The organism is Streptomyces sp. NPDC002125 (genome assembly GCF_053593715.1).
Genome location: NZ_JBSFDD010000008.1, coordinates 182145 through 201757 on the forward strand (window position 1 = coordinate 182145; position 19613 = coordinate 201757).

A 19613-nucleotide genomic window follows, 5' to 3' on the forward strand; every position below is an offset into this window, starting at 1 on the left:
CCCGCGGAGATCAGCCCTGAGCCGCGTACTCCAGGAAGCGGGCCCAGGCGCACGCGTCCACTCCGATCTCAGGGCCCGGCACGTTCTTGGAGTCGCGCACACGGACGGTCTGTGGGGATACGGCGACCTCGACGCAGTCGTTGTTGTCACTGCCGCTGTAGCTGCTCTTGAACCATGCGGACTCGGAGTTGTTTCCGGAGGACGACTGGAGGCTCATGTCTCACCCAGTACTTTCTCGACGAAGGCCAGCGACTCCCGTGGGCTGAGAGCCTGCGCCCGGATGATTCCATACCGGAGTTCGAGGAGATGGACCTCCTTCGGCTCGGAGACGAGCCGGGTGGTGAGCTGAGCCTCCGAATACCCGATCGTGGAACCGTCCGCCAGGTTCAACAGCTGGAGCTGTCCGCCCATCCCCGCGTGGTCGTCCCGGTCCGTCGGCATCACCTGGAACTCGACGTGTCGCAACTGCGCCATTTCCAGCAGGCGTTCGAGCTGCCGTCGGAGCACAGCCCTGCCGCCGAGCGGTCGCAGCAGGGTGACTTCCTCCTGGACGAAGGTGAGCGTCACCAGGGGGGTCCGCGTGAAGATCTCCTGCCGGGCCAGCCGGGCGGAGACGAAGCGGTCGAGGTCGTCCGGGGAGAGAGCCGGCCGACGCATCTCGAACAGTGCTCGGGCGTACTCCTCGGTCTGGAGCAGCCCGTGGATGTTGTGGTTGCCGTAGGCGCCGAGCTCGACCGCCTCCCGCTCGACCCGGGCCAGGTCCCGGACCTTCTTCGGGTAACGGGCCTCTGCCACGTCCCCCTTCATGGCGGCGATCTTCCCGCCCGCTTCGAGGACCCGGTCCGCACCGTCCAGGAACTCTGGCTTCGGGGCACGCCGACCGCGCTCGACGCAGGACACCATCTCCTCGCTGTACCCGATGGCGGCTCCCAGCTCCGCCTGCCGCAAGCCCGCGGATTCCCTCCAGAGCTTGACCTGCCGGCCGACAGCCTTCATCACCGCACCGGAGTCGTCCTCCGCGTCGGTCTCCCAGCGGCCGCCGTCCGCATTCTCCGCCGCACGCCCCGCTCCGCCACTCTCCGTACCCATCCGCCCCGCCCCCTCTCTTGCGTCGTCTGCAACAGGACCCGCCACCGGTGCGTCACGGCGTACAGGCCGGACGACCCCGTGCCTGAGCCGGACAAGGACTCTCCGCACGGGCGTCGCTCCTTTCGAGAGTAGCGACGCGTTGGCCACTCTGAGTGACATGAGTCGAGAAATCACCCGAATCGGATCTTCCGCTCCCGTGCGGGAGTTCACCGTGCTGCTCTCCCCCACCAGGCGGGGGGCGCGGCTCGCCCGCCTGCTGACTGTCGCCCACCTGAGCACCTGGGGGCTCCCGCCGGGGCCGGCCGCCCAGATCGTCGCCGAGCTGGCCACGAACGCCGTACTGCACGGGCACGTGCCGGGACGGGACTTCCGGCTGGGTCTCGCGGTCCACCGCGACGGGCCTCTGCGGATCGAGGTCAGCGACGCCCTGGGTGACCGGCTGCCACGTCTGGTCACCCCTGACCAGCACGGGGAGACCGGACGCGGCCTGCTGATCGTCGAGTCACTCGCCGACCGCTGGGGAGTGGCCCCGGGCCCCTTCCCGCGTAAGACCGTCTGGGCGGAACTCGACCTCGTGTGGTGACCCGCCCGCACCGGGACGCGGTGGGCCGCGACCCGGTGGCTCACGGCATCAAAGGCTTTTGAGTACGTGGGAAAGAACCCTCCCCACCCCAACCCGACCCCACCAGGTCCGGTCACTCACACGGGTGACATATGGCAACTGGGCTGGATTTGGGACGGGTTGGCTGGCATATGCTCGCCGCGACAATCACAGACATGCGACGGCCCCCGGCCGGGACTGCGAATCCCGATCGAGGGCCTGACCACCGAGGAAGCGGACCTTCCCGATGGATACCCAGCAGGTTAGCGCGCCCCCGTGCGCCCCGTCCCCCGAGTCCGGGGGCTCCACGCCGTCGTACGGCGTCATCCACGTCCATGTCCGGCACACCACGGCCTTCACCGTCGTCGGCAACCACCTCACCCGGCACCGCACGCTGTCGCTGCTGGCGATCGGCCTCGCCGTGCACATCCAGTCGCTGCCGGACGGGGCACGGATCAGCATCAAGCACCTCGCCGCGCGCTTCCCCGAGAGCGAGGCCCGGATCGCGGTCGCCCTGCGCGAGCTGGAGGCGACCGGGTACCTGCGCCGCAGCCGCGTACGGCTGCGCAACGGCCGCATCGTCACCCGTACCGTCTCGTACGACCGACCCGGCACCGAAGCACCCACGGTCTCCGTCCCCCGCCCCAGGACAGGCCGGCAGGACACACCGGTGCCACCGGCCGCGCCGCCGGCGTCCGCTCCCCTGCCTCCGCCTCCCGCACCGGTGGTGCACCGGTCCGCACCGGTGGCGCACCAGCCCGCGCCGGAGACGTCACCTGCTCCCGCTCCGCTGCCCGTCGCCCTGCCGGCTCCCACCGCGCGTACGGCACCACCTCCACCACTGCCCCAGCCGCAGGACACGGACCCCGAACTCCACCGGTCGGCCTCGGCGCTCCTCGCGGACCTGCGCCGCCTGGCACCGCAGCTGACCCTGTCCGAACGGGACATCGAGACGCTGGCCCCGGGTGTCGTCACCTGGCTGGAGCGTGACGCCCACCCGGACACCGTCCGCCAGGCGCTGACGACCGACCTGCCGGTCCCGCTGAAGCACCCGGCCAAGCTGCTCCGACACCGGATCACTGCTCTGCTGCCGCCACCACTGCCCGGCGCCCAGGACCTCGCGCCCCTGCAGCGTCCCGGCGGGATCGTCATCCCGCTCCAGAACTGCGACCTCTGCGACCGCGCCTTTCGGTCCCGCCACCCCGGCCACTGCCGGGACTGCCGGACCGGCATCCACTTCGCCGCCTGAGCTGCGAACGAACCCCGCTCTCGAACGGATCCGTATGGCCAACGCGCCCCACGAGGCAATGCACCGCATCTTCCAGGAGTACCCACGGCTCTTCTCCCGGGTCTCCGAGGTGCTCGGCCTCGCCTTCCCCGAGTCCACCAGGACCGAGGTCCTCTCCAACGACCTCACGGAGAACCAGCCACTCGAACGCCGGGTCGACACCCTGCTGCGCATCGATACGGAACACCAAGGCCCCTTTCTGCTCGCCGTCGAGGCTCAAGGCAGAAAAGATCCCGACAAGCACGCGAGCTGGGCTTACTACTTCTCGTACCTGCTGGCGAAGTACGGGCTGCCGACCACCCTCCTGGTCGTCTGCCAGGACCGCGCCACCGCGGAATGGGCGGCCCGGCCCGTGCGGCTCGGCGCGCCCCAGTGGCCCGTGCTCACCCTGCACCCGCTGGTCGCGGGGCCGCACAACATCCCGTTCATCACGGATGTGGCCCAGGCCCGCAAGGACCTCCCACTCGCTGCCCTCTCCGCCATCACACACGCCGACAATCCGGACGTCGGTGCCATACTGAAATCGCTGTCCACCGCGCTGCGGGACACACCGGAGACAATCGCCAACCCCATCGTCGAACTCACCGCACAGGGCCTGGGCAACCGCCCGGCCGCACAACAGTGGAGGAACCTGGTGGCCGTGGACCTCTCTTTCTACACTTCACCGCTCTCCGAAGAGATCCGAGCCGAAGGCGAGGCCCGAGGCGAGGCGAAGGGCCAGGCCAAGAGCTTGTTGCGCATGCTCGAACTGCGCGGCGTCGGCGTACCCCACGAGGCCCGCGAAAAGATCACCGCCTGCGACGACACCGAACTCCTGGACCAGTGGTTCAGCCGCGCCGTCACCGCGACCACCGTCGAGGAGATCTTCACCCACGGGTGACACGACGGTGAGCAGCCGCCCTCACGTACGCGTGACCGTGCCGCAGGACCCGTCGGGCTGCCACTCGCTGCGGTCGTAGGGGTCCACGTCGGGTCCGGCGCGGTGGGGGTCCTTCCTGTCGCTCGGGAAGGACGGGTGCAGGAAGCCATCGTTCAGCTCGCAGTCGGTGTTGCCGACGTTCTGCTGCGAGCTGACGACGGAAAGCTTGCCCGGCGTGGCCACGAACCGCTCCGGGTCGTGCAGCGCCGTCGTGAGTTTCCGCCGCACGATCGTGCGCGCCACTTCGTTCCCTCCGTTCCTCACCAGCGGGTAGACGAAGGTGTAGTCGGCGTGCACCTCCACCGAGCCGGTGGGGCCCGCTTCGAAGGACATCCACCCGCGCGTCTTGACGACGTCCCCCACCAGCTCGGTCTCGTCCGGATCGAACCGGCTGAACAGCATCAGCGGATCCAGTTCCTCGCCTGGCTCCGCGAGTGAGCGTTGGAGCCGGTCCCGCTCCCCCTTCTGCAGGGGGTCGATCAGGTCCAGCGCCTCCTCGGGCCGCTCGCCGCGCAGGGTGGCCGGGTCGAGGTTCGCGGAGACCAGCAACTGACGGGTGGCCCGCAGGGCCTGCTCGACCTCGCCCTTGCTCATCCCTCCCACCGCCTCGGCCTCCGGGATCTCGATCCCCGCCGCCCCGTCCGCCCAGTGGAGCGCGGGCGAGCCCAGGAAGGGCTGCTCAGGCGTCGGCCTCTCCAGATCGGCCCCCTCGGCGGGCGCGGCGGTCGGCGGTGCGGTCTCGGCCGGCAGCGGGGACGCGTCCACGGAGTCGCCCCCTCCGGGCAGGTGGTCGGTCAGCAGGCTCGGCCGCATGGTGACCACGAGGGCTGCCGCGACCAGAACGAACCCCAGGGCCCCGGCGAGACGCTTGCGCTTCCTGGTCCGGCTGCTCGGCTGCCCGGAGGGGCCAGTGCGCCACCCGTCGGGCTGCCACGCTTCGGCCGGCTTGTTCCTCCGGCCCGGGCGCCGCCCGTTCGCGGCAGCCTCCTCGTCGAGCGCGCGCAGTCGCGCGGTGACCATGCGGGCACGGGCCGAGGGCTCCTTCGGAACGTCACCCCCGCCGCTCCCGGCCTGCCGGAGGAATTCCTCCCACTGCTCGTCGGAGACGGCTCCCCCCTCGTCCGGGCGCTCGGACGGCTCTCCTGCCGGAGTTCTGCTGCTCACTGTTCTGTTCCACTCCCCCACACGACTCTGCCGCCACCAGTTCACGCCGCCGCACTCCTACGGACAAGAGTGCGAAGCCAACGGTGACGATCACGTGACGGTTTCCACCTCCGCGATCCACCCGCACGACAGCACGGTTACACGGGAACGATCGACACCTCGCCGGAGCCCGGGACCCAGGCGGCTCTCAAGCGGGCGGCGGGCTACTGCCCCTACGCCTGCCTGCTGCCCTGATCCGGCCTCGCCGGCCCCTGCGCCGCCCACCCCGGCACGACGGCACATGACCAGCCCCGTACCGCGTACGGCGAAGGGCCCCGCACCTCTCTCACGAGAGGTACGGGGCCCTTCTGGTGCTCAGTGAGGAGCAACCAGGTCAGACGATCAAGTAATTACTTGATGATCTTGGTGACCTGGCCGGCGCCCACGGTCCGGCCACCCTCACGGATGGCGAACTTCAGGCCCTCTTCCATGGCGACCGGCTGGATCAGCGCGACGTCCATGAGGGTGTTGTCACCCGGCATGACCATCTCGGTGCCCTCGGGAAGGGTCACAACGCCCGTCACGTCCGTGGTACGGAAGTAGAACTGCGGGCGGTAGTTGTTGAAGAAGGGGGTGTGACGGCCACCCTCGTCCTTCGACAGGATGTAGGCCTGGGCCTGGAAGTCGGTGTGCGGCGTGACCGAACCCGGCTTGATGATGACCTGGCCGCGCTCGACGTCCTCGCGCTTGATGCCACGAAGCAGCAGACCGACGTTCTCACCGGCCTGGCCCTCGTCGAGCAGCTTGCGGAACATCTCGATGCCGGTGACCGTGGTGGTGGTCTTCTCGGTCTTGATACCGACGATGTCGACGGTCTCGTTGACCTTCAGGACACCACGCTCGATACGGCCGGTGACGACCGTACCGCGACCGGTGATCGTGAAGACGTCCTCGATGGGCATGAGGAACGGCTTCTCGACGTCACGCTCGGGCTGCGGGATGGCCTCGTCGACGGCGGCCATGAGGTTGAGGACCGACTGGCCCCACTCCTTGTCGCCCTCGAGCGCCTTGAGCGCCGAGACCTTGACGACGGGAACGTCGTCGCCCGGGAACTCGTACTCGGAGAGGAGCTCACGGACCTCGAGCTCGACGAGCTCCAGGATCTCCTCGTCGTCCACCATGTCGGCCTTGTTCAGGGCGACGACGATGTACGGCACGCCTACCTGGCGGGCCAGGAGCACGTGCTCCTTGGTCTGCGGCATCGGGCCGTCGGTGGCCGCGACCACGAGGATGGCGCCGTCCATCTGCGCCGCACCCGTGATCATGTTCTTGATGTAGTCCGCGTGACCCGGGCAGTCGACGTGCGCGTAGTGACGCGACTCCGTCTGGTACTCGACGTGCGCGATCGAGATCGTGATACCGCGCTGGCGCTCCTCAGGAGCCTTGTCGATCTGGTCGAAGGCCGAGGCCTCGTTCAGGTCCGGGTACGCGTCGTGCAGCACCTTGGTAATGGCGGCCGTGAGGGTCGTCTTACCGTGGTCAATGTGACCGATGGTGCCGATGTTGACGTGCGGCTTAGTCCGCTCGAACTTTGCCTTCGCCACTGGGGTCCTCCTGAGTGGTTCTGTACGCCTTGCTTCATCGGCGCCAGGTGATCTTTGCTGGAATGCCGGTGCCGGGGGCATTCGCCGCGCTGCTTGCGCGCTGCGACGAATGCCCGACCGGGCTCCGGTGACAAGCCTAAAGCGTGAGCTCCGAAGAGTTACTCGCCCTTGGCCTTCGCGATGATCTCCTCGGCGACGTTCCGCGGAACCTCGGCGTAGGAGTCGAACTGCATCGAGTAGCTTGCGCGACCCGAGGTCTTGCTGCGGAGGTCTCCGACGTAGCCGAACATCTCCGAGAGGGGCACGAGGCCCTTCACGACGCGAGCGCCGCTGCGCTCCTCCATGGCCTGGATCTGGCCACGGCGGGAGTTGAGGTCGCCGATGACATCGCCCATGTAGTCCTCGGGCGTGGTGACCTCGACGGCCATCATCGGCTCGAGGAGCACGGGGGACGCCTTGCGGGCACCCTCCTTGAACGCCTGCGAACCGGCGATCTTGAAGGCGAGCTCCGAGGAGTCGACCTCGTGGTAACCACCGTCGAGAAGGGTGACGCGGACGCCGACCATCTCGTAACCGGCCAGGATGCCGAACTGCATGGCTTCCTGAGCACCCGCGTCCACCGAGGGAATGTACTCACGGGGGATGCGGCCACCGGTGACCTTGTTGACGAACTCGTAGGAGGCGTCGCCACCCTCGATGGGCTCGAGGGCGATCTGCACCTTCGCGAACTGGCCGGTACCACCAGTCTGCTTCTTGTGCGTGTAGTCGATGCGCTCGACGGTCTTGCGGATCGTCTCGCGGTAGGCCACCTGGGGCTTGCCGACGTTCGCCTCGACGCGGAACTCGCGCTTCATGCGGTCGACGAGCACCTCGAGGTGAAGCTCGCCCATACCACCGATGATGGTCTGGCCGGTCTCCTCGTCCGAGTGCACCTGGAAGGAGGGGTCCTCCTCCGAGAGGCGCTGGATGGCGACACCCAGCTTCTCCTGGTCACCCTTGGACTTGGGCTCGATGGCGACCTGGATGACCGGCGCCGGGAAGTCCATGGACTCCAGGATCACCGGGTTCTTGTCGTCGGACAGCGTCTCACCCGTGGTGGTCTGCTTCAGGCCCATGACGGCGACGATGTCACCGGCGCCCACCGACGCGATCTCCTCACGCTTGTTCGCGTGCATGCGGTAGATCTTGCCGATGCGCTCCTTCTTGCCCTTGACCGAGTTCAGCACCGCGGTGCCGGCCTCGAGGCGACCGGAGTAGATCCGGACGAAGGTGAGCTTGCCGAGGTGCGGGTCACTCGCGATCTTGAACGCCAGGCCGGAGAACGGCTCGTCGTCCGAAGGCTTGCGCTTGATGACCAGCTCCGGGTCCTTGACGTCGTGGCCCTCGATGGCCTCGACGTCCAGGGGGGAAGGCAGGTAGCGGACGACCGCGTCGAGCAGGGGCTGGACGCCCTTGTTCTTGAACGCCGTGCCACAGAACACCGGGGTGACCGTGACGGAGTCGGCGCTGCCCTTGGACGCGAGCGTGATGCGGCGGATCGCCTCGTGCAGCTGGTCCTGGGTGGGCTCGGTGCCCTCCAGGTACAGCTCCATCATCGCGTCGTCGTTCTCCGAGACGGCCTCGAGGAGCTTGCCGCGCCATTCCTCGGCGGCCTCCTTGAGGTTGTCCGGGATGTCGACGACGTTGTACATCTCGCCCTTGGCGGCCTCTTCGGGGTACACGAAGGCCTTCATCGACACGAGGTCGACGACGCCCGTGAAGTCCGCCTCGGCGCCGACGGGGAGCTGCATGACGATCGGGACGGCGCCGAGGCGCTCCACGATCATGTCGACGCAACGGAAGAAGTCCGCACCGGTGCGGTCGAGCTTGTTGACGAAGCAGATGCGCGGCACGCCGTAGCGGTCCGCCTGACGCCAGACAGTCTCGGACTGGGGCTCGACGCCCGCGACACCGTCGAACACGGTGACGGCACCGTCGAGGACGCGGAGCGAACGCTCCACCTCGACGGTGAAGTCGACGTGACCCGGGGTGTCGATGATGTTGATGGTGTGGTCAACATCGTTGAGCGGCCAGTGACAGGTCGTCGCGGCGGACGTGATCGTGATGCCGCGCTCCTGCTCCTGCTCCATCCAGTCCATCGTGGCTGCGCCGTCGTGGACTTCACCGATCTTGTACGAGACGCCGGTGTAGAAGAGGATCCGCTCAGTGGTGGTCGTCTTGCCCGCGTCGATGTGGGCCATGATCCCGATGTTGCGGACCTTGGCCAGGTCAAGCGAAGTGGTGGCCATAAGGCTCAATCTTCTCTCGGTCTCGATGGGGTAAGCGACTACCAGCGGTAGTGCGCGAAGGCCTTGTTCGACTCGGCCATCTTGTGGGTGTCCTCGCGCTTCTTGACAGCTGCGCCAAGACCGTTGGAGGCGTCGAGCAGCTCGTTCATGAGGCGCTCGGTCATGGTCTTCTCGCGACGGGCGCGGGAGTAACCGACGATCCAGCGCAGCGAGAGGGTGGCGGCGCGACCGGGCTTGACCTCGATCGGCACCTGGTAGGTGGCGCCACCGACACGGCGGGACTTGACCTCGAGCGAGGGCTTGACGTTCTCAAGCGCGCGCTTCAGCGTGATGACCGGGTCAGCGCCGGTCTTCTCGCGGAGGCCTTCCATGGCGCCGTACACGATCCGCTCGGCGGTGGAACGCTTGCCGTCGAGGAGGATCTTGTTGATCAGCGAGGTGACAAGAGGAGAGCTGTAGACCGGGTCGATGATGACCGGGCGCTTCGGGGCGGGGCCCTTACGAGGCATTCTTACTTCTCCTTCTTGGCGCCGTAGCGGCTGCGGGCCTGCTTGCGGTTCTTGACACCCTGGGTGTCAAGGGAGCCGCGGATGATCTTGTAACGAACACCCGGCAGGTCCTTCACACGGCCACCACGCACGAGCACGATGGAGTGCTCCTGCAGGTTGTGTCCCTCACCCGGGATGTAGGCCGTGACCTCGATACCGGAGGTCAGACGCACACGCGCGACCTTACGGAGTGCCGAGTTCGGCTTCTTCGGGGTGGTCGTGAACACACGCGTGCAGACACCGCGACGCTGGGGCGAACCCTCGAGCGCGGGCGTCTTGTTCTTCTCGACCTTGTCCTGCCGGCCCTTCCGGACCAGCTGCTGGATCGTAGGCACTACTTCTCCGGTTTCTGTGTGCCGTTCGTGAAACTAACCTGGAACACTCGCCGACCCACGCGGTCGGGTGTGTCGAATACTGCGCGCCCCTGCGACGAGGCAGGAGAGATACAGATTGCGGTGGCCACTTACGGACTCGCCGTGCGGCAGAGGACACGCACGCGAGCCCAGGCACACCCCAGGCACAAGGCTTGAGCGTACCTACCTCACGGAGCTGGGTCAAAACAAATGCCCCGGGGACGGCCGCCCCCCACGCCCACGGAACCCTCACACGGGCGCGGAGCGTCCGCCGGCGCCGTACCGGAAGCCGCGGGTTCCCGTCCAGGAGGCCCGCCGGGGCCGCTCCAGGCGCCTCCCACCAGGGTGGACGCACCGTCGGAGGGTCACCCGCCGCACGGCCGCGCCGGACGCGCCTGCGCCCGGCTCGCTCACGCGGCGTGAGCGAGCTCACGGCCTCCCCCACGCACGCCGAAGGGCGGCCACCCCGTACGAAACGGGGTGGCCGCCCTCCGGTCGATCAAGCGACTCGCTTACTGGTTGTACGGACCGTAGTCGTAGTCCTCCAGCGGAACGGCCTGGCCGGAGCCGGTGCCGAACGGCGAGTAGTCGATGTCGTCGTAGCCGACGGCCGAGTACATCGCGGCCTTGGCCTCCTCGGTCGGCTCGACCCGGATGTTGCGGTAGCGGGACAGGCCCGTACCGGCCGGGATGAGCTTACCGATGATGACGTTCTCCTTGAGGCCGATCAGGGAGTCCGACTTGGCGTTGATCGCCGCGTCGGTCAGGACCCTGGTCGTCTCCTGGAAGGACGCCGCCGACAGCCACGACTCGGTGGCGAGCGAGGCCTTGGTGATACCCATCAGCTGCGGACGGCCGGAGGCGGGGTGACCGCCCTCGGTGACCACACGACGGTTCTCGGTCTCGAACTTCGATCGCTCGACGAGCTCGCCCGGCAGCAGCTCCGCGTCGCCGGACTCGATGATCGTCACACGGCGCAGCATCTGCCGGATGATGATCTCGATGTGCTTGTCGTGGATCGACACACCCTGCGAGTTGTAGACCTTCTGGACCTCGCCGACCAGGTGGACCTGGACCGCGCGCTGACCGAGGATCCGCAGCACGTCGTGCGGGTTGGTGGCACCGACGGTGAGCTTCTGGCCCACCTCGACCGCGTCACCCTCGCCGACCAGGAGACGGGCACGCTTGGAGATCGGGAACGCCGTCTCCTCGCTGCCGTCGTCCGGGGTGACGACGAGCTTCTTGGTCTTCTCGGTCTCCTCGATGCGGACCCGGCCCTTTGCCTCCGAGATCGGGGCGACACCCTTGGGGGTACGCGCCTCGAAGAGCTCGACGACACGGGGCAGACCCTGCGTGATGTCGTCACCGGCCACACCACCGGTGTGGAAGGTACGCATCGTCAGCTGGGTACCGGGCTCACCGATGGACTGGGCGGCGATGATGCCGACCGCCTCACCGATGTCGACCAGCTTGCCGGTGGCGAGCGAGCGTCCGTAGCAGAAGGCACAGGTGCCGACCGCGGACTCACAGGTCAGGACCGAGCGGGTCTTGACCTCCTCGACGCCGGCGCCCACGAGGGCGTCGATCAGGACGTCACCGAGGTCGACGTTGGCAGGCGCGATGACCTTGCCGTCGACGACGACGTCCTCGGCGAGCATGCGGGCGTAGACCGAGGTCTCGACGTCGTCCGTCTTGCGCAGGACACCGTCGGCGCCCTTGACGGCGATCTTCAGCTTGAGGCCGCGGTCGGTGCCGCAGTCCTCCTCGCGGATGATGACGTCCTGCGAGACGTCCACCAGACGACGGGTCAGGTAACCCGAGTCGGCGGTACGCAGGGCGGTGTCCGCCAGACCCTTACGGGCACCGTGCGTGGAGATGAAGTACTCCAGAACGGTGAGGCCCTCACGGAAGGACGCCTTGATGGGACGGGGAATCGTCTCGTTCTTGGCGTTCGACACCAGACCACGCATACCCGCGATCTGACGCATCTGCATCATGTTTCCTCGGGCACCCGAGTCGACCATCATGAAGATGGGGTTCGTCTTCGGGAAGTTCGCGTTCATCGCCTCGGCAACCTCGTTGGTCGCCTTGGTCCAGATCGCGATGAGCTCCTGCGTGCGCTCGTCCTTGGTGATGAGACCGCGCTCGTACTGCTTCTGGACCTTCTCGTCCTGCTCCTCGTAGCCCTTGACGATGGCCTTCTTGGCCTCGGGCACGACGACGTCGGAGATGGCCACGGTCACACCGGAGCGGGTCGCCCAGTGGAAACCGGCCGCCTTCAGGTTGTCGAGCGTCGCCGCCACGATGACCTTGGGGTAGCGCTCGGCCAGGTCGTTGACGATCTCGGAGAGCTGCTTCTTGCCCACCGAGTAGTCGACGAACGGGTAGTCCTCGGGCAGCAGCTCGTTGAAGAGCGCGCGGCCCAGGCTCGTACGCAGACGGAAGGTGTCACCCGGCTGGTACTCGGGCTCGCCCTCCTCGGCGACAGGCGGCACCCAGCCACGCGGGGGCATGGTGCCCACCGGGAAGCGGATGTCGACCTTCGCCTGGAGCGACAGCTCGCGGGCGTCGAAGGCCATGGTGGCCTCGGCCGTGGAGCCGAACGCGCGGTCCGTGCCCTTGACGTTGCGGCCCTCTTCGTCCGTGGTGAGGAAGAAGAGACCCAGCACCATGTCCTGGGTCGGCATGGTGACGGGGCGACCGTCGGCCGGCTTCAGGATGTTGTTCGAGGACAGCATCAGGATGCGGGCCTCGGCCTGCGCCTCCGCGGAGAGCGGCAGGTGCACGGCCATCTGGTCACCGTCGAAGTCCGCGTTGAACGCGGTGCAGACGAGCGGGTGGATCTGGATGGCCTTGCCCTCGACCAGCTGCGGCTCGAAGGCCTGGATGCCGAGGCGGTGCAGCGTGGGCGCACGGTTCAGCAGCACCGGGTGCTCGGCGATGACCTCTTCGAGGACGTCGTACACCACGGTGCGGCCACGCTCGACCATGCGCTTGGCCGACTTGATGTTCTGCGCGTGGTTGAGGTCCACCAGGCGCTTCATCACGAACGGCTTGAAGAGCTCCAGCGCCATCGCCTTCGGCAGACCGCACTGGTGCAGCTTGAGCTGCGGACCGACGACGATCACGGAACGCGCGGAGTAGTCCACGCGCTTGCCGAGGAGGTTCTGACGGAAACGACCCTGCTTGCCCTTGAGCATGTCGCTCAGGGACTTCAGCGGGCGGTTACCGGGACCGGTGACCGGGCGACCACGACGACCGTTGTCGAAGAGGGCGTCCACGGCCTCCTGGAGCATGCGCTTCTCGTTGTTCACGATGATCTCGGGCGCGCCGAGGTCGAGAAGCCGCTTCAGGCGGTTGTTGCGGTTGATCACGCGGCGGTACAGGTCGTTCAGGTCGGAGGTCGCGAAGCGGCCACCGTCCAGCTGCACCATCGGACGCAGGTCCGGCGGGATGACCGGCACGCAGTCGAGCACCATGCCCTTGGGCTTGTTGCTGGTCTGCAGGAACGCGGAGACGACCTTGAGGCGCTTGAGCGCACGGGTCTTCTTCTGGCCCTTGCCGGTACGGATGATCTCGCGGAGGCGCTCGGCCTCCTCGTCGAGGTCGAAGGACTCCAGGCGCTTCTGCAGCGCGGCGGCGCCCATGCAGCCGTCGAAGTACGTGCCGAAGCGGTCACGCAGCTCGCGGTAGAGCAGCTCGTCGCCCTCGAGGTCCTGGACCTTGAGGTTCTTGAAGCGGCTCCACACCTCGTCGAGACGGTCGATCTCGCGCTGCGCACGGTCGCGCAGCTGCTTCATCTCACGCTCGGCACCTTCGCGCACCTTGCGGCGTACGTCGGCCTTGGCGCCCTCGGCCTCGAGCTCGGCCAGGTCGGTCTCGAGCTTCTTGGCACGGTTCTCGAGGTCCGAGTCGCGGCGGTTCTCGACCTGCTGGCGCTCGACGGAGACGTGCGCCTCCAGCGACGGGAGGTCGCGCGTGCGGCGCTCCTCGTCGACGAACGTGATCATGTACGCGGCGAAGTAGATGACCTTCTCGAGGTCCTTCGGCGCGAGGTCCAGCAGGTAGCCCAGGCGCGACGGGACGCCCTTGAAGTACCAGATGTGGGTGACGGGAGCGGCAAGCTCGATGTGGCCCATGCGCTCACGGCGCACCTTGGCGCGCGTGACCTCGACGCCACAGCGCTCACAGATGATGCCCTTGAAGCGGACACGCTTGTACTTGCCGCAGTAGCACTCCCAGTCCCGGGTCGGACCGAAGATCTTCTCGCAGAAGAGTCCGTCCTTTTCGGGCTTGAGCGTGCGGTAGTTGATGGTCTCCGGCTTCTTCACTTCGCCGTGGGACCAGGTCCGGATGTCGTCCGCGGTGGCAAGGCCGATCCGCAGCTCGTCGAAGAAGTTGACGTCGAGCACTTGTCGTCAATCCCTCTTTCGGGGGTTCGAGCCCCCTCGCTTCACGCGAGAAAACCGGGGCACTTCAGCAATGGTCTGAACGGGTCCGGGGAGAGCCGGCCGGATCACGGAGATCCGGCCGACCAACCCGTCAGACCTCTTCGACGCTGCTCGGCTCGCGCCGGGACAGGTCGATACCGAGCTCCTCCGCCGCGCGGAAGACGTCCTCGTCCGTGTCGCGCATCTCGATGGACATGCCGTCCGAGGACAGCACCTCCACGTTGAGGCAGAGCGACTGCATTTCCTTGATGAGCACCTTGAAGGACTCGGGAATGCCCGGCTCGGGGATGTTCTCGCCCTTGACGATCGCCTCGTAGACCTTCACGCGGCCGGTGACGTCGTCGGACTTGATCGTCAGCAGTTCCTGGAGGGCGTATGCGGCGCCGTAAGCCTCAAGGGCCCACACCTCCATCTCACCGAATCGCTGCCCACCGAACTGCGCCTTACCACCCAGCGGCTGCTGCGTGATCATGGAGTACGGGCCGGTCGAGCGCGCGTGGAGCTTGTCGTCGACCAGGTGGTGCAGCTTGAGGATGTACATGTACCCGACCGAGACCGGGTCCGGGAACGGCTCGCCGGAGCGGCCGTCGAACAGCTGGGCCTTGCCGGAGGGCTGGACCAGCCGGTCGCCGTCGCGGTTCGGGATCGTGGCTCCGAAGAGACCGGAGATCTCGTCCTCGCGCGCGCCGTCGAAGACGGGCGTGGCGACGTTGGTGCCGGGGGCGACCTGGTCGGCGCCGATGGCCTGCAGGCGCTTGGCCCACTCGTCACCGAGGCCGGAGACGTCCCAGCCGCGGCTGGCGAGCCAGCCGAGGTGGATCTCCAGGACCTGTCCCGGGTTCATTCGGGACGGGACACCCAGCGGGTTGAGGATGATGTCGACCGGGGTGCCGTCCTCGAGGAACGGCATGTCCTCGATCGGAAGGATCTTGGAGATGACACCCTTGTTGCCGTGACGGCCGGCGAGCTTGTCACCATCGGTGATCTTGCGCTTCTGCGCGACGTAGACGCGGACCAGCTGGTTCACGCCCGGCGGCAGCTCGTCGCCCTCTTCGCGGTCGAAGACGCGGACGCCGATGACCTTGCCGATCTCACCGTGGGGCACCTTCAGCGAGGTGTCGCGCACCTCGCGCGCCTTCTCACCGAAGATCGCGCGGAGCAGGCGCTCCTCCGGGGTCAGCTCGGTCTCACCCTTGGGCGTGACCTTGCCGACGAGGATGTCGCCGGCGACGACCTCGGCACCGATACGGATGATGCCGCGCTCGTCGAGGTCGGCGAGGACCTCTTCGGAGACGTTCGGGATGTCCCGGGTGATCTCCTCCGGGCCGAGCTTGGTGTCACGGGCGTCGACCTCGTGCTCCTCGATGTGGATCGAGGAGAGGACGTCATCCTGCACGAGGCGCTGCGACAGGATGATCGCGTCCTCGTAGTTGTGGCCCTCCCACGGCATGAACGCCACGAGGAGGTTCTTGCCGAGCGCCATCTCACCGTTCTCGGTGGCCGGCCCGTCGGCGAGGACCTGGCCCTCGATGACCCGGTCGCCCTCGGAGACGACGACCTTCTGGTTGACCGAGGTGCCCTGGTTGGAGCGCGAGAACTTGGCGATGCGGTACGTGGTGTACGTGCCGTCGTCGTTCGTGACGGTGATGTAGTCCGCGGAGACCTCCTGGACCACACCGTCCTTCTCGGCCTTCAGGACGTCACCGGCGTCGGTGGCGCAGCGATACTCCATGCCGGTGCCGACGAGCGGCGCCTCGCTCTTGATGAGCGGGACGGCCTGGCGCATCATGTTCGCGCCCATGAGGGCACGGTTGGCGTCGTCGTGCTCCAGGAACGGGATCATCGCGGTGGCGACGGACACCATCTGGCGCGGCGAGACGTCCATGTAGTCGACGTCGTCACCGGGGATGTAGTCGACCTCTCCGCCACGACGGCGGACCAGGACGCGCGGCTCCGTGAAGCGCATGTCCTCGGAGAGCGTCGCGTTCGCCTGGGCGATCACGAAGCGGTCTTCCTCGTCGGCGGTGATGTAGTCGACCTCGTCGGTGACCTGGCCGTCGACGACCTTGCGGTACGGCGTCTCGATGAAGCCGAACGCGTTGACGCGGCCGTAGGAGGCGAGCGAACCGATCAGACCGATGTTCGGGCCTTCAGGGGTCTCGATCGGGCACATGCGTCCGTAGTGGGACGGGTGCACGTCACGGACCTCGAAGCCGGCCCGCTCACGGGAGAGACCACCCGGGCCAAGGGCCGACAGACGGCGCTTGTGGGTGAGACCCGACAGCGGGTTGTTCTGGTCCATGAACTGCGACAGCTGGCTGGTGCCGAAGAACTCCTTGATGGAGGCGACGACCGGCCGGATGTTGATCAGGGTCTGCGGCGTGATCGCCTCGACGTCCTGGGTCGTCATGCGCTCGCGCACGACGCGCTCCATACGGGCGAGACCCGTGCGGACCTGGTTCTGGATGAGCTCGCCGACGTTGCGCAGACGACGGTTGCCGAAGTGGTCGATGTCGTCGGTCTCGACGACGATCGTCCGGCCGGACTCGCCGACGGTCTCGAGCTCACCGGCGTGGAGCTTCACCAGGTACTTGATGGTGGCGATGATGTCGTCGCTGGTGAGGACACCGGCGTCGAGCGGCTCGTCGGCGCCGAGCTTCTTGTTCACCTTGTAGCGGCCGACCTTCGCGAGGTCGTAGCGCTTCGGGTTGAAGTAGAGGTTCTCGAGCAGCGTCTGAGCGGCCTCGCGCGTGGGCGGCTCGCCCGGGCGCAGCTTGCGGTAGATGTCGAGCAGCGCGTCGTCCTGGCCCTGGGTGTGGTCCTTCTCCAGGGTGGCGCGCATGGACTCGTACTCGCCGAACTCCTCGAGGATCTGCTCGGTGGTCCAGCCGAGAGCCTTCAGGAGGACGGTGACGGACTGCTTGCGCTTGCGGTCGATACGGACACCGACCATGTCGCGCTTGTCGATCTCCATCTCCAGCCAGGCACCCCGGGACGGGATGATCTTGGCGGAGAAGATGTCCTTGTCGGACGTCTTGTCGATGGAGGAGTCGAAGTAGACACCCGGCGAGCGCACGAGCTGCGACACGACGACACGCTCGGTGCCGTTGATGACGAAGGTGCCCTTGTTGGTCATGAGCGGGAAGTCGCCCATGAAGACCGTCTGGGACTTGATCTCGCCGGTCTCGTTGTTGGTGAACTCGGCCGTGACGAAGAGCGGCGCGGCGAACGTGAAGTCGCGCTCCTTGCACTCGTCGATCGAGTTCTTGGGGGGCTCGAAGCGGTGGTCGCGGAACGTGAGCGACATCGACCCGGAGAAGTCCTCGATCGGAGAGATCTCCTCGAAGATCTCCTCCAGGCCGGACTTGGTGGGGACATCTTGTCCGCTGTCCAGAGCAGCCTCGACGCGAGCCTTCCAGGCGGCATTGCCGAGGAGCCAGTCAAAGCTCTCGGTCTGCAGCGCGAGGAGGTTCGGAACCTCGAGGGGCTCCTTGATCTTTGCAAAAGAGATGCGCAGCGGGGCGGTGCTGGCACCGTTGTTCGTATTCGAGGTCGAGGCGTTGCGCGAGGCGGCCAAGAGGGGGTCCTTCCGAGGGCTCGGACTCACTACGCGCGTACCGGCCCCAAGCCGCACACGGAGACAGAAAACCCAAGGTCAGGGAATATCCGGCCATCGGTGCTAAGCGTGGGCATGCCCCTGGTGACGGGCAGGAGGCAGCTAACAGGCAGCGCAAAGGGTCAGTGTAGCCAAGTGGCACACTGATGTCCAGTCGGGGTTCTCAGAGACCCACGTTGCTCTCAACAGCTGTTCTCAACACCTATGAATAGCCCTCGCGCGGTGTGCGCTCTTCTTTACTGCCCTCTTCGCTCTCGATCCATGCCTCGGAAGCGGATCGAGATGATGACGCGTCCTGAGAATTGCGCGCCTCGTGCGGTTCGTCAAGGCCCTGAGGCCCCGGCGGACGCCCGGCGATCTTCACCTGCGCCCTGAGGACGCCTGTTGACTGCCCCCTGCGCGGCCCGGAGAAACGCACGGCGAAGATCACCCTACTCGTCGAGGGCGGAAGATCAAGGCAGCCGCCGGGGGCACGCCAAAGGGCGACCACCCGGATGGGTGATCGCCCTTTGCGATGTGACATCTCAGCCTTGCGGCTGAGAGCGCCGTGCGGAGTCAGATGACTCGCAGGGTCACTTGACCTCGACGGAGGCGCCGGCGGCCTTGAGGGACTCGGCAGCCTTGTCAGCGGCCTCCTTGGCGACCTTCTCGAGGACCGGCTTCGGGGTGCCGTCGACGAGGTCCTTGGCCTCCTTCAGACCCAGGGAGGTCAGCTCACGCACGACCTTGATGACCTGGATCTTCTTCTCGCCGGCACCGGTGAGGATGACGTCGAACTCGTCCTGCTCGGCCTCGGCCTCGGCCGGGGCACCCGGGGCGCCGGGGGCGGCAACGGCGACGGCCGCGGCGGCGGTGACGTCGAACTTCTCCTCGAAGGCCTTCACGAACTCGGAGAGCTCGATGAGGGTGAGCTCCTCGAACTGAGCGAGCAGGTCTTCCTGGCTGAGCTTCGCCATGATGGCGTCCTTCCACTAATTCGGCAGGTGCCGGATGTATATGTAGGCGGGCGTACGGGCCCGCTGCGAGCCGTGGGGCGGAGTGTTACTCCGCCACCTCGGCGTCGGCGGGAGCCGGCGTACCGGCACCGCCCTGCTCGGCCCTCTTGGCGCGAAGCGCTTCCGCGGTGCGGACGAACTTCGACGGCAGAGCCTGGAAGAGCTGCGCAGCCTGAGTCTGCTTGCCCTTCATGGCGCCGGCCAGCTTGGCGAGCAGAACCTCGCGGGACTCGAGGTCCGCGAGCTTCTTGATCTCATCGGCGGACAGCGCCTTACCGTCAAGGACACCGCCCTTGATGATGAGGTTGGGGTTGTCCTTGGCGAAGTCACGAAGACCCTTCGCCGACTCCACCGGGTCACCGGTGATGAAGGCAACCGCCGTCGGACCTGCGAACAGGTCGTCCAGCGTGTCGATCCCGGCCTCGTTGGCCGCAATCTTGGTCAGCGTGTTCTTCACCACGGCGTACTGGGCGTTCTCACCGAGCGAACGGCGCAGCTCCTTGAGCTGTGCCACGGTGAGACCCCGGTACTCGGTCAGCACGGCGGCGTTCGAGCCGCGGAACTGGTCCGTCAGCTCGGCTACCGCGGCAGCCTTGTCGGGCCTTGCCATGAGCGTCGGCCTCCTTCCGGGTGATGAGGACCGCTCAGAAGGGGCCGGTAAAGACGAAACGCCCCGGCGCAGGCGCCAGGGCGTAGCTCGACCGAACGAATTCGGGAG

General features: G+C 67.1%; 14 protein-coding genes. 3 read left to right on the plus strand and 11 right to left on the minus strand.

What is annotated here, in order from left to right; all coding sequences use genetic code 11:
* Positions 1-10 precede the first annotated feature (10 nt).
* Complete coding sequence (locus ACWCQM_RS16700; RefSeq protein WP_450916001.1) at positions 11-217, minus strand: DUF397 domain-containing protein; 207 nt, start codon at positions 215-217, stop codon at positions 11-13.
* The gene (locus ACWCQM_RS16705; RefSeq protein ID WP_450916002.1) at positions 214-1089 is read right to left on the minus strand and encodes a helix-turn-helix domain-containing protein; all 876 of its coding nucleotides are present in this window, start codon (positions 1087-1089) and stop codon (positions 214-216) included. The genes ACWCQM_RS16700 and ACWCQM_RS16705 overlap by 4 nt, the downstream gene beginning before the upstream one ends.
* Before the next feature lie 157 nt (positions 1090-1246).
* Here ACWCQM_RS16705 and ACWCQM_RS16710 point away from each other — a divergent pair, with 157 nt between their 5' ends.
* From ACWCQM_RS16710 to ACWCQM_RS16720, 3 genes are all read left to right on the plus strand, one after another.
* The gene (locus ACWCQM_RS16710; RefSeq protein WP_450916003.1) at positions 1247-1672 is read left to right on the plus strand and encodes an ATP-binding protein; all 426 of its coding nucleotides are present in this window, start codon (positions 1247-1249) and stop codon (positions 1670-1672) included.
* Between the two features lie 265 nt (positions 1673-1937).
* On the plus strand, positions 1938-2939 hold the full coding sequence (locus ACWCQM_RS16715; protein ID WP_450916004.1) for a helix-turn-helix domain-containing protein: 1002 nt from the start codon (positions 1938-1940) through the stop codon (positions 2937-2939).
* A gap of 34 nt (positions 2940-2973) precedes the next feature.
* A complete protein-coding gene (locus tag ACWCQM_RS16720; RefSeq protein WP_450916005.1) occupies positions 2974-3858 on the plus strand; it encodes a hypothetical protein in 885 nt (294 codons plus the stop codon).
* Between the two features lie 21 nt (positions 3859-3879).
* Here ACWCQM_RS16720 and ACWCQM_RS16725 read toward each other — a convergent pair whose 3' ends face one another.
* The 9 genes from ACWCQM_RS16725 to rplJ form a co-directional block, all read right to left on the minus strand.
* Positions 3880-5061, minus strand: a complete 1182-nt coding sequence (locus ACWCQM_RS16725; RefSeq protein ID WP_450916006.1) for a hypothetical protein — start codon at positions 5059-5061, stop codon at positions 3880-3882.
* Between the two features lie 389 nt (positions 5062-5450).
* A complete protein-coding gene (gene tuf, locus ACWCQM_RS16730; protein ID WP_450916007.1) occupies positions 5451-6644 on the minus strand; it encodes an elongation factor Tu in 1194 nt (397 codons plus the stop codon).
* A 158-nt stretch (positions 6645-6802) separates the two neighbouring features.
* Positions 6803-8932, minus strand: coding sequence for an elongation factor G (gene fusA, locus ACWCQM_RS16735; protein WP_450916008.1), 2130 nt, complete (start codon positions 8930-8932; stop codon positions 6803-6805).
* A gap of 38 nt (positions 8933-8970) precedes the next feature.
* Complete coding sequence (gene rpsG, locus ACWCQM_RS16740) at positions 8971-9441, minus strand: 30S ribosomal protein S7 (RefSeq protein WP_014154599.1); 471 nt, start codon at positions 9439-9441, stop codon at positions 8971-8973.
* Positions 9442-9443: 2 nt separating this feature from the next.
* Complete coding sequence (gene rpsL, locus ACWCQM_RS16745) at positions 9444-9815, minus strand: 30S ribosomal protein S12 (protein WP_003948652.1); 372 nt, start codon at positions 9813-9815, stop codon at positions 9444-9446.
* Positions 9816-10345: 530 nt separating this feature from the next.
* Entirely contained in the window at positions 10346-14245 is a 3900-nt protein-coding gene (locus ACWCQM_RS16750; RefSeq protein WP_073744247.1) for a DNA-directed RNA polymerase subunit beta', read from the minus strand.
* Positions 14246-14375: 130 nt separating this feature from the next.
* Positions 14376-17861: a DNA-directed RNA polymerase subunit beta gene (rpoB, locus tag ACWCQM_RS16755; protein ID WP_450916009.1), complete on the minus strand. Its 3486-nt coding sequence runs from the start codon at positions 17859-17861 to the stop codon at positions 14376-14378.
* Positions 17862-18472: 611 nt separating this feature from the next.
* A complete protein-coding gene (gene rplL, locus ACWCQM_RS16760; RefSeq protein WP_073744243.1) occupies positions 18473-18856 on the minus strand; it encodes a 50S ribosomal protein L7/L12 in 384 nt (127 codons plus the stop codon).
* 85 nt (positions 18857-18941) lie between these two features.
* Positions 18942-19505 carry a 50S ribosomal protein L10 gene (gene rplJ, locus ACWCQM_RS16765; RefSeq protein ID WP_450916010.1) on the minus strand — a complete coding sequence of 188 codons (564 nt, stop codon included), beginning with the start codon at positions 19503-19505 and terminating at the stop codon, positions 18942-18944.
* Positions 19506-19613: the final 108 nt, after the last annotated feature.

Bases quoted from the DNA above. Each gene is read 5' to 3' on its own strand.
- ACWCQM_RS16700 (WP_450916001.1), bottom strand. From the start codon at position 217: ATGAGCCTCCAGTCGTCCTCCGGAAACAACTCCGAGTCCGCATGGTTC.
- ACWCQM_RS16705 (WP_450916002.1), bottom strand. From the start codon at position 1,089: ATGGGTACGGAGAGTGGCGGAGCGGGGCGTGCGGCGGAGAATGCGGAC.
- ACWCQM_RS16710 (WP_450916003.1), top strand. From the start codon at position 1,247: ATGAGTCGAGAAATCACCCGAATCGGATCTTCCGCTCCCGTGCGGGAG.
- ACWCQM_RS16715 (WP_450916004.1), top strand. From the start codon at position 1,938: ATGGATACCCAGCAGGTTAGCGCGCCCCCGTGCGCCCCGTCCCCCGAG.
- ACWCQM_RS16720 (WP_450916005.1), top strand. From the start codon at position 2,974: ATGGCCAACGCGCCCCACGAGGCAATGCACCGCATCTTCCAGGAGTAC.
- fusA (WP_450916008.1), bottom strand. From the start codon at position 8,932: ATGGCCACCACTTCGCTTGACCTGGCCAAGGTCCGCAACATCGGGATC.
- rpsG (WP_014154599.1), bottom strand. From the start codon at position 9,441: ATGCCTCGTAAGGGCCCCGCCCCGAAGCGCCCGGTCATCATCGACCCG.
- rplL (WP_073744243.1), bottom strand. From the start codon at position 18,856: ATGGCGAAGCTCAGCCAGGAAGACCTGCTCGCTCAGTTCGAGGAGCTC.
- rplJ (WP_450916010.1), bottom strand. From the start codon at position 19,505: ATGGCAAGGCCCGACAAGGCTGCCGCGGTAGCCGAGCTGACGGACCAG.